Genomic DNA, 15,223 nt, shown 5'->3' with positions numbered 1-15,223 from the left:
GTATGACGGTCCTTACAGATTCTAGAAAAGTTGCCTTTGAAGAAAATAAGCTTGTTAAAAAGCTTTGCCGATTAATGGGTCAAGCCATTAATGACTTCAAGATGATTGAGGAGGGCGATAAAGTAATGGTCTGTGTTTCGGGGGGTAAAGACAGTTATGCCATGTTGGATATCCTCTTAAAACTTAGAGATCGTGCCCCCATTCATTTTGACTTAGTTGCTGTTAATCTTGATCAAAAACAACCAGGGTTTCCAGAAGAAGTTTTACCCAATTATCTAAGACACCTTCAAGTGCCTTTTCATATTGAAGAGCAAGATACATACAGTATTGTGAAACGCGTTATTCCAGATGGCAAAACGACCTGTGGCTTATGTTCCCGTTTGCGAAGAGGAATTTTGTACCGTGTTGCCGATGAGTTGGGAGCCACTAAAATTGCTCTGGGGCATCACCGAGAAGATATTCTAGAAACGTTTTTATTAAATATGTTTTATGGTGGGCAGTTAAAGTCCATGCCGCCAAAACTGCAATCGGATGATGGCAAGCATATTGTGATTAGACCTCTTGCTTATGTGCCTGAAAAATATTTAGAGCGTTACGCAAAGGATCAAGAGTTCCCGATTATTCCATGCAACCTCTGTGGAAGTCAGCCAAATTTACAGAGAAATGCCATGAAAGAGCTTCTCAAGCAATGGGGTAAGTCTCACCCTGGTCGGGTAGAAAGTATGTTTCGAGCCCTCACGCATGTGGTTCCATCGCATCTTTTGGACGCACAATTATTTAATTTCAAAGAACTCGTTGTTGGCGATGCCCCATTCGATGGGATTGGTGATCTAGCTATTGATGAAGGGCTTGACGAAGCCTGTTCCTCCGAAGAATTAATACAATCGGTGAAGTTCTTTTCGATGCCTTAAAGTCAGTCAAACTAAAGACATATAATGTTTCTATGAATATTGTGATTCTAGCCGCTGGACAAGGGAAGAGAATGTACTCCGCCCTCCCGAAAGTACTCCATCCTATTGCAGGTAAACCGATGCTTGGGCATGTGTTAGATACAGTCCAAAAGATGGATTCTACAGTCAAGCCCTGCATTGTTCTTGGGCATGGTCAAGAAGCTGTAAAGGCATACCTAAACAAGAATCACTCTAATTTTACGATTGCTATACAAGCAGAACAACAAGGCACGGGTCATGCAGTCATGCAAGCACTGCCTTATTTAAATGAAGACGCAAGTACCCTGATACTTTATGGCGATGTGCCCCTAATCCAAGCGAGTACGCTAAAAGATTTATTACTTTTAGCTCAAGATGAAACCCTGGTGATTTTGACGCAGGAGTTGGAAAACCCAACCGGATATGGACGGATTGTCAAATCCCTTGAGGGAGATGTAACCGGCATCGTCGAAGAAAAAGATGCTACTGTTGAGGTAAAGCAAGTTCGAGAAATCAATACGGGCATGATGGCTTGTCCCACAAAAGAATTGCGTCAATGGTTATCTCAAATACAACCAAATAATGCCCAAGGTGAGTATTATCTAACCGATATTGTTGGACTAGCTGCAGGGCAAGGCTTACCGATTCGTACGATGATGCCGCAATATGGATTTGAAGTTGAAGGGGTCAATAGCCGTGTGCAGTTAGCAGCATTAGAGCGAACTTGGCAGACCCATCAAGCAGAAGAATTACTCCTCAAGGGGGTAACCTTAATTGATCCACAGCGTATCGATATAAGGGGCGATTTTAACTGTAGCAACGATGTCACGATTGATATTGGGTGTATCTTTGAAGGTCAGGTTGAGATTGCCGGCAATGTGCATATTGGCCCTTACTGTGTCATTAAAGATAGCAAAATTGGGCCTCATACACAGATTAAAGCGTTTTCTCATTTAGACGGTGCCGTGGTTGGTGAGTCTGCGGTGATTGGTCCTTATGCGAGACTTCGACCTGGAACAGAAATTGATGAGCAAGCTCATATAGGTAATTTTGTTGAAGTTAAAAATAGTCGTATTGGTAAGGGAAGTAAAGCAAATCATTTGTCTTATATCGGTGATGCTCAGGTAGGCAGTCGCGTCAATATCGGTGCAGGAACGATTACTTGTAATTATGATGGCGTTAATAAACATCAAACCATTATTGAAGATGATGCCTTTATTGGTTCAGATACGCAACTCGTTGCACCTGTGACTGTCGGGAAGGGCGCAACTATTGGGGCTGGAACCACCTTAACGAAGAATGCGCCTGAAGACAAGTTGACGATTAGTCGTGCCAAGCAACTTAGCGTAGAGTGGAAGCGACCCCAGAAAAAATAATCAATCAGTTGATGAATCGAAAGAAATCTTTATGTGCGGAATTGTTGGGGCAGTCTCAAAAAATAATGTTGTAGACATTTTGGTTGAAGGACTCGAGCGTCTTGAATACCGTGGATATGATTCCTGCGGTTTAGCTGTTGTTGATTCCAAACTGGGACTGCAAAGAAGTAGAACTACTTCAAGGGTTGAAGATCTCCGACAAAGTACAGCAAATTTTGCTGGGACTTGGGGGATTGCTCATACCCGTTGGGCCACCCATGGAAAGCCCAATACCGCGAATGCACATCCGCATTTTTCAGGGGATTTAATTGGTGTTGTACATAACGGCATCATTGAAAACTTTGAGATCTTAAGACAAGATTTGCGCGCTAAAGGGTATATCTTTGAGTCACAAACAGATACTGAAGTTATTGCTCACTTAATTTACGACCATTATTCTAAGATGAGCCATCGATCATTAGTAGAGGCCGTTCAGGCAATTTTACCGAAGCTGCATGGGGCCTATGCCATTGCCGTGATCGCGACAGATGCGCCGGATACATTGGTTGGAGCGAGAGTCGGTTCACCCTTGGTAATCGCATATGGGGAGAGTCAAAATTTCTTGGCCTCAGATGCGTTGGCAGTGGCTAGGCATGCAAAACAAATGACTTATCTGGAAGAAGGTGATGTAGTAAAAATCACCTCACACCAAGTAGAAATTTATGATGGACAGGGCCAATTAGCGACCAGAGCAATTAAAGATGTCCCAGAATTGGCTGCATCTGTCGAGCTTGGACCTTACCAACACTTTATGCAAAAAGAAATTTTTGAACAGCCCTTTGCACTAGCAAATACAGTCGGTGATATAGAAACAATTGATCCGGATATTTTTGGTGCAACGAATGAGGAATGGCTCGGGATTAAAAATGTTCTGATACTGGCCTGTGGAACAAGTTATTACTCAGCTTGTGTAGCCAAATATTGGATTGAGTCTCTTGCTGGTATTAATGCACAAGTAGAAATTGCTAGTGAGTATCGTTACAGAACATCTGTTCCAAATCCACAAGCCTTAGTAGTCGTTGTATCTCAGTCTGGAGAAACCGCGGATACTTTAGCGGCACTTCGCCATGCAAAATCACTAGGACATCATCTAACGCTTGCCATTTGTAATGTGGCAACTAGCGCCATGATGCGTGAAACACTTTGGAAGTTTCAGACAAAAGCAGGCACAGAAATTGGTGTTGCTTCAACCAAAGCATTTACGACGCAACTTGTTGGATTGTATTTTTTAGCCCTAGCTTTAGCCAAAAAAGAAAACAAGTTAAATCCACAAGCAGAGCAAAAAGAAGTTCAAGCGCTAAGACATTTACCCGCCGCTCTAAACGCTGTTTTAGCCTTAGAGCCACAAATCATTGCATGGAGTGCAAAATTTGTAAAATTCAAGAATGCGATATTTTTAGGCAGAGGCATGCATTACCCAATTGCTCTTGAGGGCGCCTTAAAACTGAAAGAGATATCTTACATTCATGCTGAAGCATATCCTGCTGGAGAATTAAAGCATGGGCCACTCGCATTAATCGATGAAACGATGCCGGTGGTAACCGTAGCGCCCAACGATGAGCTTCTCGAAAAACTTAAATCAAATATGCAAGAAGTACAGGCCAGAAGTGGCCAACTATATGTATTTGCTGATGTTGATGCCAACATACAGTCCTCAGAGGGTATTCATGTCATCAGAATGCCTGAGAATTATGGAAACTTATCACCCATATTGCATGTGGTCCCACTGCAATTACTTGCATACCATACAGCTTTAGCCCTTGGCACAGATGTGGATAAACCAAGAAACCTCGCTAAAAGTGTAACTGTGGAGTAATTTCGTTGTGGGGTGGTTATGTGCGCACGTAAAAAGCACATAAATATTTCTTGATAAACATACAATTATTTACCAACGATATTGAATTTGCCCATTGATAAAAGTTAAACTTTTTTTATTTTGAAGATATTCAAGTGTTTGTGAAAGTAGTTCTTCAACACCAAGCCCCAATTGATGTGCAGACTTTCTAAATAATGGCGTTTTGTGACACCAATTGAGGCCTTCCTCCAAAGTCAGTGTCTCGGCAAACATCACCATAAACTGAAATAAAACTTGAGCAACATGGTGTGTATTGCGTTGTGGAGATGACTCCAAATAGTCTAGCCGTGAATATGCATGTTGAAGTGCCGATTGAATATTAGTAAAAGGACTACCATGACCAGGGACGACTAATTTGACAGGCAAAGATTTGATTAATTCAAGAGTAGCTCGTTGCTCTTGAAATCCAATCTGATGAGAAACTTCAGAGAAGAGTGCACCGAAACCTTTTTCCCACAGAGAGTCAGCAGAGAGCAGCAATCCCAAAGAAGGGGCAAAAAAAAGTATCGAGTGTGGATGGTGTCCTGGAGTGCCGTGGATTTCAAAATCGATGGACCCAATTTGAATCGTAGTACCAATTTTCAAAAAATCATGGGCAGTAAATTTAGGACATGGTTGACCCAAGTCGTCAAAGGACTGTTTAGCTATGGGCCAATTATTAACGGAGGCAAATTCAGATTCAGGAACAAGGCATTTCAAATGAAACTTATCTTGTAAAGCGCGATTGCCGCCACAATGATCAGAATGTAGATGTGTATTGAAAAGATGTCGAGGAAGAATTGAGGGGTGTTGAGTTAAATACGATTGAAATAATTGAATTGTTTGCTCTGAATGAAAACAAAAGCCACTATCAATGATGTCTACAAAAGAATCGTCATGAATATAAATCTGGTTAGCAGAAAGCCAACCTCGTTCAATCACATGGATATTCTTTGGAAGATCAATCAAGATGTAAAGGAATCAATCATGATGGCGTAACGCTCTTTGAGCTCTGCCATGTTTTGAATACTCATCCCTAAATCTCTGGCTAATCCATCTTTAAGACCGTAGATCCAACCATGAACTGTAAGCTCTTGGTTTCTAAGCCAAGCATCTTGCACAATCGTGGTTTCACAAACGTTAACGACTTGTTCAATCACATTGAGCTCACACAAGTGATTAAAACGTTCTTGATAATCTAACACCTGACCCAAATAAGGACCGTGTTTATCATCCACATCTTTAATATGCCTGATCCAGTTATCTGCAAGACCAACCCGAATATTGTCTAAAGCGGCTTTAACACCTGAACAGCCATAGTGACCAACAACAATGATATGTTTTACTTTGAGTTGATCAACCGCAAACTGAATCACAGATAAAGCATTTAAATCCGTATGCACAACCACATTGGCAATATTACGGTGCACAAAAATTTCACCTGGAGCAAGACCAATAATTTGATTAGCAGGAACTCTGGAATCTGAGCAACCGATCCATAGATATTCAGGAGATTGTTGAGATGCTAAACGTTGAAAGTAATCAGGATCACCCTTCGTAACGTGATCTACCCAAGTCTGATTATTATCAAAAAGTTTTGTAAGAATATGTGGATTTTTAGAGGTAGTCATAGTATTCAATTAGGGGGATAGCGATGCTTAAAACGTAACTGTTCAGGATAGCCAAAATGATCAGGGGTGCGACCATCTTTTAAAATATTTTGAGAGTTTCGCCAAGTTTGGGGATCAAAAAAATCAGCGTGATGTTTCATAAAGTATTTATTAACCCGGGTATCCCCAAGTAAAAAGGTACCATACGACTCTGGAAAAATATCTTTAGGGCCTACGTGATACCAAGTCTCCCCAGACATTTCTTCCTCTTCTGTTCGTGCTTGAGGAATGTTTCTGATATTGCAATCTGTAAAGTACTCAATTTCATCATAGTCATAAAAGACAACACGACCATGCCGCGTTAAGCCAAAGTTTTTGTACAGCATATCGCCTGGAAATATATTGGCAGCAATTAATTCTTTGATTGCATTTCCATATTCAATCAGACCTTTTTCAACCTGCTCATCTGAGCCAGTTTGAAGCATGATATTTAAAGGAATCATTCTTCTCTCAATATACAGATGAGAAATCATTAACTCTTTTTCACCGGCATCATTTTCAATATAGGAAAGTAATGATTTGCAATGTTTTTCGAGTTCAGCCAACAGTTCAGGCTCAAATCGGTCCAGTGGCAGCGCAATATTAGAAAATTCCAAGGTGTCAGCCATTCGCCCCACACGATCATGCTGTTTTACTAATTGATACTTAGACATAATCAGTTCCCTTGTCGTTTCTTTCGGAGGAGGGAAATAATCTTTTATGAGCTTAAAAACATAAGGATAACTGGGTAAATCAAATACTAGCATCACTAAACCTTTAATACCAGGCGCAATACGAAATTGATCAGTTGAGTGATGTAAGTGATGTAAAAAATCTCTATAGAAAAGATTTTTACCATGTTTTTGAAGGCCCAAAGAAGTATAAATTTCTTGACGAGGCTTACGCGGCATTAATGTTCTTAAGAAAGTGACGTAAGCAGAAGGCACTTCCATTTCCACTAAAAAATAACTATAGGTAAAACTAAATAAAATAGAAACTTCTTCTTTGTTTAGTAATATCGCATCAATCTCTAATAGGCCTTTTTGATTGATTTGTAGAGCAATCACCATCGGGATTGTGAATTCACCATTAATAATTCGCCCAACGATATAAGCCATTTTGTTACGGAAGAATAGAGATGTTAAAACATGAATCTGAAAATTCACTCTAATTTCATAAGCGCCTAATTTTTCGTCTACTGCCTTAATGAGTGCGTCTAGATTTTGATCTAAATGATCAAAGGGAACCTCAAGGTCATAACTTGTAACAATGGCGTTAAAGGTGGACTTTAAATCTTCCCTTGTTTTTGGATAATGCGCTTTATAGGTGGGTTTAGATCTGATTTCATCATTTTCAATATATTCTGTCGAAATGGTGGGCCGCAGAAAGATAAAGTCATTATGAAAGTAAGTGTGATTTAAGACTCTAGTGATGATTGAATTGAAAAAAGTTTCGGCCAATTCAGGTTGATGATGATGAGTCAATAAACCGATATAGTGCAATTTAACTTGTTGCCATATTTCCGTATCTAAATTAGCCGCATCGAACTCTTCGTCTAAAACGATGATACATTCGCTTACCCGTTCCGCATAATAATCAATTCGGCCTTTAATTAACTCCCGAATACCATTCCAATTTTGTGACTCAAAGTTCTTTTTAGCATCAAAGCTGGCTTCTCGAAAAATTCGATAATGTTTATCAAATCCTTCGAGAATGACTTGAGCCATATCATAGGCATATTGAGAAGAAAGTAGCTTTGGAAAATTTGACATATAAATATATTAAACGAAACAATTTGAGTAATAAAATAACTTTATGGAAAATATAAATTACCCCTTAGAAGATACTTTACCTGAATTAGGCCAATTACAAGAAGTAGCTGATGGTGTTTTTTGGTTAAGAATGCCTCTGCCTTTTGCACTTGATCATATTAATTTATGGTTATTACGGGACTCCTTTGAAGGAACAGAAGGTTGGACGATTGTTGATTGCGGAATTACTAGTGATATTACGAAGCAAGCCTGGGAAACGATTTTTGCTAATTGTTTAGAGGGTTTACCTATTGTTCGAGTCCTCGTGACACATATGCATCCAGATCATATTGGACTAGCCCATTGGTTATGTGAAAAATGGCAAGTGCCGTTGTGGATGTCGATGACAGATTTTCTTATGGCTAAATGGTTAAGCTCTAAAGAAGGTGGCTTAAATATTGGCTCAATTGCCGGAGGCGGTGGCTCAGCAGATCATTTTTATAAGCACGGATTAACCGATGAGGAAGATTTACAAAAAGTGCGTGCAAGAGCGGACCATTACAGTAGTTTGGTGCCACAAGTTCCACAGCGCTTTAGAAGAGTCATGGATGGTGAAGAGGTTCTCATTGGCAATCGCCAGTGGCAAGCGATTAGTGGTTATGGGCACGCACCTGAGCATCTATCTTTTGCTTGTATTTCAGATCAAATCATGATTTCTGGAGATATGATGTTACCCAGAATCTCTACCAATATTAGCGTTTACGATGCTGAGCCAGATGCTGATCCTTTAGGTATGTTTTTAGATTCAATCGCAAAATTTGAGTTTTTAGATAAAAACACATTAGTTCTCCCATCGCATGGGAAGCCTTTTTATGGCTTACATTACCGAATTGGGCAATTACGAGAGCACCATGAAGAACGTCTTAAAGAGACATTTGAGGCATGCCAAGAACCTACGACTGCCAAAAAACTACTTCCAGTGTTGTTCCATCGCAAGTTAGATACCCATCAGATGACATTTGCCATGGGTGAAGCTATTGCCCATTTAAATTATTTGTGGCGCAGAGGGACTATCAAACGCCAGCTCGACGAGCACGGGGTTTTGTGGTTTTCGCAGAAGTAGATTTTGCCGCAGCTTTTTTCGCAGCAGGTTTTTTTACAACTTTGGATTTTGGTCCTGCGCCTGTTGGGAAAGCAGCCATCATGCTCGTCATTGATTTAGACATCTGATCCATGAGGTCTTGTGCCAATTTGCCACCAGCGCCCGTCAGGTCTGTTGGTTTTGTTGGATTTGAAGAGCTAGCTTGATTTTCGGCTGGTTCGGTTGCAGTTTTCATCGTCTCAGCAATACCTTGCAGAGTAGACAATGTTGCCTTTTGTACTTCTAAGCCTTGTATGGTAGATTGCAATACGTTCAGGTTTAAGCTGAGCCAAGCTTCAACACTTTTAAGGTCTTTAATCCGTTTATCAAGTTCCTCAATGTCAACCATGGGGATACCAAAGGGGTTGAGAGTGCTCATGCCAGGCAATCCAAAGCCAGAAGAAGCATCTGAGCCACCTTTAGCGGCTGAAGACCACATGTTTTTCATCATCTCTACGCTTTGATGAAAGTCGGGCATTCCATTAAACATATCTCTCCCCAATATAAAAGTTTAATAAATGTAAAATATAGGACTTTAGTCAGTAAATCAATCTTTAAGTAATTTATGACCCAGAAAACAGATCAATCTACGATGAGTTCTTATACCAAGGGGCAACAGCTTCCAGAGTTGTTAAAAAAACGCATTCTGATTTTAGACGGTGCGATGGGAACCATGATTCAACAATATAAATTGTCTGAAAAAGATTTTCGTGGAGATTTGCCTGATCTTTTGAATCATCCCATTGATTTAAAAGGAAATAATGAACTTTTGTCGATTACAAAGCCTGAGGTTATTTCTGAAATACATGAGCAATATCTAGCCGCTGGCTCAGATATTATTGAGACGAATACGTTTGGTGCAACAACGATTGCACAAGAAGACTATAAGTTAGCTCACATGTCCCGTGCGATGAATCTTGCTTCAGCGAAATTAGCCCGTGCAGCATGTGATAAATATAGCACCCCCGAAAAACCTCGTTTTGTGGCAGGAGCTGTGGGCCCAACGCCTAAAACAGCAAGTATTTCTCCAGATGTGAATGATCCTGGAGCAAGAAATGTTGATTTTGAGTCATTACGTCAAGCCTATTATGAGCAAGTTGAAGCACTTGTTGAGGGTGGGGCTGATTTATTACTAGTTGAAACTATTTTTGATACCTTAAATGCAAAAGCTGCCATCTTTGCAATAGACGAATATTTTGAAAATTCAAAACAACGCCTACCTCTCATGATTTCAGGTACGGTGACGGATGCTTCAGGAAGAATCTTATCTGGCCAGACGGTAGAAGCCTTTTGGAATAGTTTGCGACATGCAAAACCACTTATGTTTGGACTGAATTGTGCGTTAGGTGCAACTTTAATGAAGCCCTACATTGCCGAGCTTGCCAAAATTTGTGATGTGGCAGTGTCTTGCTATCCGAATGCAGGCTTACCCAATCCGATGAGCGATACTGGCTTTGATGAAACCCCAGATATTACCTCTCATTTGTTGGAGGACTTTTCTAAAGATGGCCTTGTTAATTTAGTAGGCGGATGTTGCGGTACGACACCTGCACATATTGCGGCAATTGCAAAAGCCGTACAAAATTATCAACCACGTCAGTGGGCAGCAAAATGGAATGCTTACAAGGAGCTAGTGAGTGAGTAAAGATGTCGTTATACCCTTATTGAAACTCTCAGGACTTGAGGCCTTTAATTTAGAGTCTTACATTCGATTTGTAAATATCGGTGAGAGAACCAATGTCACTGGCTCAAAAGCATTTGCGCGTTTAATATTAAATAATTTATTTGATGAGGCTCTACAGGTAGCTCGTCAACAAGTTGAAAACGGCGCACAAATTATTGATATCAATATGGATGAAGCCATGTTGGATTCTCAGGTTGCGATGGTAAGGTTTTTAAATCTTATTGCTTCTGAACCAGATATTGCACGCGTTCCTATCATGATTGATTCCTCTAAATGGTCTGTGATCGAAGCGGGTCTCAGATGCGTTCAGGGTAAGGCAATTGTTAATTCAATATCTCTCAAAGAAGGCATTGAGCCATTTATTCATCAGGCGAAGTTAATTAAGCGTTATGGTGCTGCAACCGTAGTCATGGCGTTTGATGAAAAAGGACAAGCGGATACTTTTGAGCGCAAAACAGAAATTTGTAAACGTTCATATGATTTGCTCCTCAGTTCGATTGATTTCTCACCTGAAGATATTATTTTTGATCCAAATATCTTTGCAATTGCAACAGGAATTGAGGAACATGACAATTATGCAGTTGATTTTATCAATGCAACCCGATGGATTAAAACGAATTTACCTGGCGCAAAAGTAAGTGGTGGAGTGTCAAATGTAAGCTTCTCATTCCGGGGCAATGATGTAGTTCGTGAAGCAATCCATACAGTATTTTTATATCACGCCATTGAAGCTGGTATGGACATGGGTATCGTGAATGCTGGTCAATTAGGTGTATACGCAGATTTAGATTCAGAACTTCGTGAGCGTGTAGAAGATGTGGTTCTGAATCGTTTTAAAGAAAAAGAAGGTAAGACACCAACCGAGCGCTTGTTAGAGATTGCGGATAACTATAAAGGTGGTGGTATCAAGCAAGCAGAAACTCTTGCATGGCGAGAGTTACCTGTTCAAGAAAGACTCTCTCATGCTTTAGTTCAAGGTATAACGAATTTCATCGTAGAAGATACCGAAGTGGTTCGACAAGAAATCGAAAATCGTGGTGGAAGACCCATCGAGGTGATTGAAGGACCTCTCATGGATGGCATGAATGTCGTTGGTGAACTGTTTGGGGCTGGAAAAATGTTCTTACCTCAAGTAGTCAAAAGTGCTAGGGTCATGAAACAAGCGGTAGCCCACTTGATTCCTTACATCGAAGAAGAAAAAAGGCAATATGAAGCCGCGGGTAAGGATGTAAGGTCTAAAGGAAAAATTATCATGGCAACCGTGAAAGGTGATGTCCATGACATTGGTAAAAACATCGTCACGGTGGTTTTGCAATGTAATAACTTTGACGTTGTTAATATGGGTGTGATGGTTCCTTGTAGTCAAATTCTAGAAAAAGCTAAAGAGGAAAAAGCCGACATCATTGGTTTATCAGGCTTAATTACTCCGTCACTTGAAGAAATGACGTATGTCGCACAAGAGATGCAAAAAGATGAGTATTTTAGAAGTAGAAAAACCCCTTTGATGATAGGTGGAGCAACAACTTCAAGAGTTCATACTGCAGTAAAGATTGCGCCCCATTATGAAGGTCCAGTAATCTATGTGCCAGATGCTTCTCGCTCTGTTTCAGTTGCATCAAATTTGTTATCTGATGAGTCAGCCACGCGGTATTTAGATTCTATTAAAGAAGAGTATGAGCGGGTTCGTCAGCAACACGCAAATAAAAAAGCAACACCATTGATCACTCTCGAAGAAGCTCAAAAAAATGCTGAAATTCTTGATTGGAGCAACATCGATATCAAGCCTCCAAAGTTTATTGGTCGCAGAGTCTTCAAAAACTATGATTTAGCTGAAATTGCAAAATATATCGATTGGACTCCTTTTTTTCAAACGTGGGATTTGGCTGGTAAGTTCCCACAGATATTAACCGATGAAGTTGTTGGCGACTCTGCATCAAAAGTGTATGCAGATGCCCTAAAAATGTTGGAGCGAGTCATCCAAGGACGCTGGCTTCAGGCGCATGCGGTGATTGGCCTTTATCCAGCCAATCAAGTGGGTGATGACATTGTTTTATATGCGGATGAAACGAGAAGTGAGCCACTCCTGACTTGGAATTGTCTAAGACAACAGACCAATCGCCCCGTCGTAGATGGCGTTAAAAGACCGAATCGTTGCCTATCGGATTATGTTGCCCCTTTAAGTTCTAACAAAAAAGATTATGTTGGGATGTTTGCCGTGACAACCGGTCATGGAGTAGATAAAAAAGTTGAGGAGTTTCAGGCAAAAAATGATGACTACGATGCGATTTTGCTCAAGGCAATTGCTGATCGCCTTGCAGAGGCATTTGCTGAATGCTTACATCATCGTGTGCGGACTGATTTGTGGGGCTATGCCTCTGAAGAGACTCTGACGAATGAAGACCTCATCTCAGAAAAATATCAGGGTATCCGTCCTGCACCTGGTTATCCAGCTTGTCCAGAACATACCGTCAAACATGCCATGTTTGAAGTATTACAAGCACAAGACATCAGCATGGAGCTGACAGAGTCTTTAGCAATGAACCCGGCTTCTAGCGTTTCAGGCTTCTATTTAGCAAACGCTGCGGCCCAATATTTTAATGTTGGACCGATTGGTTTAGATCAGGTTAACTCGATTGCACTGCGCTCAGGAAGAAGTTCTGAAGAAGTGGCAAAAGCCCTTCAAAGTAACTTTGAAAGCAACTAATAACCCCAAACAATGGGCTCTGATTTCTTGAAAGACGCTTTAAGAAGTTCTAAAAAAGGAAATGCCCTCTGACCCAGTCGGTCAGATTTTAGTTGGTCATCGCCAAGTGCTTGACGCTCTTTTGCGTCATGAGCAATAGCATCTTCCAATTTAGTTATTAGACTAGGTAGTTGTTCTACGAGTAAAATACCTTCTTTACTTAATTCGCGGTCGAGAGTTTGAAAAATGCGAAGAGTTAAGTCCTCAAGCATGAGGCACTCAGGAGAATTTTTTGAATGAAATCGATAGAGCATTTTTTTAGCATACACCACTGGACACTCTTTTGTCATGCTTCCTGATATAGCCATACAAATTAAAACCTTATTTACTCAAGCTCTCAGAACTATAGGGCAAAACTTAGGTAAGGATGTAGCAAGCCTTCCTGAGCCTAGATTAGAGCGACCAAAAGTTGCTGAACATGGTGATTTGGCAACCAATATTTCTATGCAAATTGCAAAATCATGGGGTATGAATCCAAGAGATTTAGCTCTACAGCTTGTCGCAGAATTAAATAACACTCCACATATTCAGGATTGGATCAGTGGTTTAGAAATTGCTGGACCTGGCTTTATCAATATGCGTTTAAGTCAAACCACAAAAACTATGGTGATTCACCAAGTTTTAACGAGCAAAGATGATTTTGGTCGTATTTCTCATGACGCTCAACCAACTACATTAATTGAGTTTGTATCTGCAAACCCAACTGGTCCATTACATGTTGGGCACGGCAGACAAGCCGTGTTGGGTGATATTCTTGCTAATCTTTTAGCTTCGCAAGGTAAAAAGATTTATAAAGAGTTTTACTACAATGATGCCGGGGTGCAGATTCAAAATTTAGGAATCTCGACAAAAGCACGTCTTGACGGCTTAAAGCCACAACAACCGCATTGGCCAGAAAATGCATACAACGGCGATTACATCGCCGATATTGCACAAGCGTATCTGGCTGGAGAAACAGTTCAGGCTGCAGATATACAAGTGACATCACATAAAGATCTGCAAGACTTAAAAAGTATTGAGCGGTTTGCTGTTGCATATTTAAGAAATGAACAAGATATTGATTTAAAAACCTTAGGCGTCCATTTTGATAACTATTACCTAGAGTCGTCTTTATATACCGACGGGTTAGTAGAGCAAGCGGTACAAGACTTAGGAAAGATTGGTAAGACTTACGAGGAAGATGGTGCTTTGTGGTTAAAGTCAACGGACGATGGTGACGACAAAGATCGTGTTATGAAAAAATCAGATGGCACTTACACGTATTTTGTTCCAGATGTTGCTTACCACGGTAGTAAATGGTCGCGTGGTTTTCATGAAGTTATTAATATTCAAGGCAGTGATCATCACGGCACGATTGCACGGGTTCGGTCGGGTATTCAGGGCATCGCTCAAGCCAGAAGCTGGGACATTCCTAAAAATTACCCAACCTATATTTTGCACAAGATGGTGACTGTGATGAAAAATGGTCAAGAGGTGAAGATTTCTAAACGGGCAGGCTCTTATGTAACTGTTCGAGATTTAATTGAATGGTGTGGCGGATATTTAGATGGCATGACTGAACAAGAGCAACAAACTGCTCTTATCCGAGGGCGTGATGCGGTTCGTTTTTTCTTGATATCAAGAAAGGCAGATACTGAATTTGTTTTTGATATTGATCTGGCCCTTACACAAACTGATGAAAACCCCGTGTTTTATGTTCAGTATGCCCATGCCCGAATTTGTTCTATTTTGCGATCATGGGGTGGTGATGAGAGCCAATTATTACAAGCGAAGGTTAATCTATTAGAAAGCCGCGCAGCGCATGCCCTGATGCAGCGTTTAGGAGAGTTTCCGCAGGTTCTTGCTGATGCTGCTAAAGATCTTGGACCGCATGCGATTGCCTTTTATTTAAGGGATTTAGCAAGTGACTTCCACTCTTTTTATAACTCGGATCGGGTATTGGTTGATGATGCTGAATTACGATTAGCCAGAATTGCCATATTAGTTGCATGCAAACAGGTGCTTAAAAACGGTCTAACTTTGTTAGGAGTTAGTTCCCCTGAACAAATGTAATTTAGTTCACTATTTTCGAGGTATC

General features: G+C 40.6%; 12 protein-coding genes. 7 read left to right on the top strand and 5 right to left on the bottom strand.

The window, feature by feature from the left end; all coding sequences use genetic code 11:
- Window positions 1–2 precede the first annotated feature (2 nt).
- The 3 genes from ttcA to glmS are packed head-to-tail and all read left to right on the top strand — an operon-like array spanning window position 3 to window position 4,160.
- The gene (gene ttcA / locus QMN06_RS11675) at window positions 3–911 is read left to right on the top strand and encodes a tRNA 2-thiocytidine(32) synthetase TtcA (protein ID WP_281970287.1); all 909 of its coding nucleotides are present in this window, start codon (window positions 3–5) and stop codon (window positions 909–911) included.
- A 32-nt stretch (window positions 912–943) separates the two neighbouring features.
- Entirely contained in the window at window positions 944–2,305 is a 1,362-nt protein-coding gene (gene glmU, locus QMN06_RS11670) for a bifunctional UDP-N-acetylglucosamine diphosphorylase/glucosamine-1-phosphate N-acetyltransferase GlmU (protein WP_281970286.1), read from the top strand.
- 31 nt (window positions 2,306–2,336) lie between these two features.
- Complete coding sequence (gene glmS / locus QMN06_RS11665) at window positions 2,337–4,160, top strand: glutamine--fructose-6-phosphate transaminase (isomerizing) (RefSeq protein WP_281970285.1); 1,824 nt, start codon at window positions 2,337–2,339, stop codon at window positions 4,158–4,160.
- 69 nt (window positions 4,161–4,229) lie between these two features.
- Here the strand turns inward: glmS and QMN06_RS11660 are convergent, their stop codons facing one another.
- From QMN06_RS11660 to aceK, 3 genes are read right to left on the bottom strand one after another with little or no spacing between them, the layout of a single operon-like run.
- A complete protein-coding gene (locus QMN06_RS11660; protein ID WP_281970284.1) occupies window positions 4,230–5,147 on the bottom strand; it encodes an MBL fold metallo-hydrolase in 918 nt (305 codons plus the stop codon).
- Window positions 5,144–5,809, bottom strand: coding sequence for a carbonate dehydratase (can, locus tag QMN06_RS11655; protein ID WP_281970283.1), 666 nt, complete (start codon window positions 5,807–5,809; stop codon window positions 5,144–5,146). The genes QMN06_RS11660 and can overlap by 4 nt, the downstream gene beginning before the upstream one ends.
- 5 nt (window positions 5,810–5,814) lie before the next feature.
- Window positions 5,815–7,599, bottom strand: a complete 1,785-nt coding sequence (aceK, locus tag QMN06_RS11650) for a bifunctional isocitrate dehydrogenase kinase/phosphatase (RefSeq protein ID WP_281970282.1) — start codon at window positions 7,597–7,599, stop codon at window positions 5,815–5,817.
- Window positions 7,600–7,642: 43 nt separating this feature from the next.
- On the opposite strand from aceK, the gene QMN06_RS11645 reads away from it, so the two are divergent.
- Window positions 7,643–8,701, top strand: coding sequence for an MBL fold metallo-hydrolase (locus QMN06_RS11645; RefSeq protein WP_281970281.1), 1,059 nt, complete (start codon window positions 7,643–7,645; stop codon window positions 8,699–8,701).
- Here QMN06_RS11645 and QMN06_RS11640 read toward each other — a convergent pair.
- Window positions 8,652–9,209 carry a PhaM family polyhydroxyalkanoate granule multifunctional regulatory protein gene (locus QMN06_RS11640; RefSeq protein WP_281970280.1) on the bottom strand — a complete coding sequence of 186 codons (558 nt, stop codon included), beginning with the start codon at window positions 9,207–9,209 and terminating at the stop codon, window positions 8,652–8,654. The genes QMN06_RS11645 and QMN06_RS11640 overlap by 50 nt on opposite strands.
- A 75-nt stretch (window positions 9,210–9,284) precedes the next feature.
- On the opposite strand from QMN06_RS11640, the gene QMN06_RS11635 reads away from it, so the two are divergent.
- Window positions 9,285–10,364 (top strand): homocysteine S-methyltransferase family protein, encoded by a 1,080-nt coding sequence (locus QMN06_RS11635; RefSeq protein WP_281970279.1) that lies wholly within the window; start codon window positions 9,285–9,287, stop codon window positions 10,362–10,364.
- Entirely contained in the window at window positions 10,357–13,107 is a 2,751-nt protein-coding gene (gene metH, locus QMN06_RS11630; RefSeq protein ID WP_281970278.1) for a methionine synthase, read from the top strand. The genes QMN06_RS11635 and metH overlap by 8 nt, the downstream gene beginning before the upstream one ends.
- Here metH and QMN06_RS11625 read toward each other — a convergent pair.
- Window positions 13,104–13,436: a DUF1840 domain-containing protein gene (locus tag QMN06_RS11625; RefSeq protein ID WP_281970277.1), complete on the bottom strand. Its 333-nt coding sequence runs from the start codon at window positions 13,434–13,436 to the stop codon at window positions 13,104–13,106. The two genes, metH and QMN06_RS11625, sit on opposite strands and share 4 nt — an antisense overlap.
- Here QMN06_RS11625 and argS point away from each other — a divergent pair.
- Complete coding sequence (gene argS, locus QMN06_RS11620) at window positions 13,435–15,198, top strand: arginine--tRNA ligase (protein WP_281970276.1); 1,764 nt, start codon at window positions 13,435–13,437, stop codon at window positions 15,196–15,198. The two genes, QMN06_RS11625 and argS, sit on opposite strands and share 2 nt — an antisense overlap.
- Window positions 15,199–15,223: the final 25 nt, after the last annotated feature.

Origin of the sequence: Polynucleobacter sp. SHI8, assembly GCF_027944005.1 — a bacterium.
Classification (GTDB): domain Bacteria; phylum Pseudomonadota; class Gammaproteobacteria; order Burkholderiales; family Burkholderiaceae; genus Polynucleobacter.
Note: the sequence above shows the minus strand (reverse complement) of the source record. Positions and strands in the feature narration are given on the sequence as shown.

Bases quoted from the DNA above. Each gene is read 5' to 3' on its own strand.
- ttcA (WP_281970287.1), top strand. From the start codon at position 3: ATGACGGTCCTTACAGATTCTAGAAAAGTTGCCTTTGAAGAAAATAAG.
- glmU (WP_281970286.1), top strand. From the start codon at position 944: ATGAATATTGTGATTCTAGCCGCTGGACAAGGGAAGAGAATGTACTCC.
- glmS (WP_281970285.1), top strand. From the start codon at position 2,337: ATGTGCGGAATTGTTGGGGCAGTCTCAAAAAATAATGTTGTAGACATT.
- can (WP_281970283.1), bottom strand. From the start codon at position 5,809: ATGACTACCTCTAAAAATCCACATATTCTTACAAAACTTTTTGATAAT.
- aceK (WP_281970282.1), bottom strand. From the start codon at position 7,599: ATGTCAAATTTTCCAAAGCTACTTTCTTCTCAATATGCCTATGATATG.
- QMN06_RS11645 (WP_281970281.1), top strand. From the start codon at position 7,643: ATGGAAAATATAAATTACCCCTTAGAAGATACTTTACCTGAATTAGGC.
- QMN06_RS11640 (WP_281970280.1), bottom strand. From the start codon at position 9,209: ATGTTTAATGGAATGCCCGACTTTCATCAAAGCGTAGAGATGATGAAA.
- QMN06_RS11635 (WP_281970279.1), top strand. From the start codon at position 9,285: ATGACCCAGAAAACAGATCAATCTACGATGAGTTCTTATACCAAGGGG.
- argS (WP_281970276.1), top strand. From the start codon at position 13,435: ATGCTTCCTGATATAGCCATACAAATTAAAACCTTATTTACTCAAGCT.
- QMN06_RS11625 (WP_281970277.1), bottom strand. From the start codon at position 13,436: ATGACAAAAGAGTGTCCAGTGGTGTATGCTAAAAAAATGCTCTATCGA.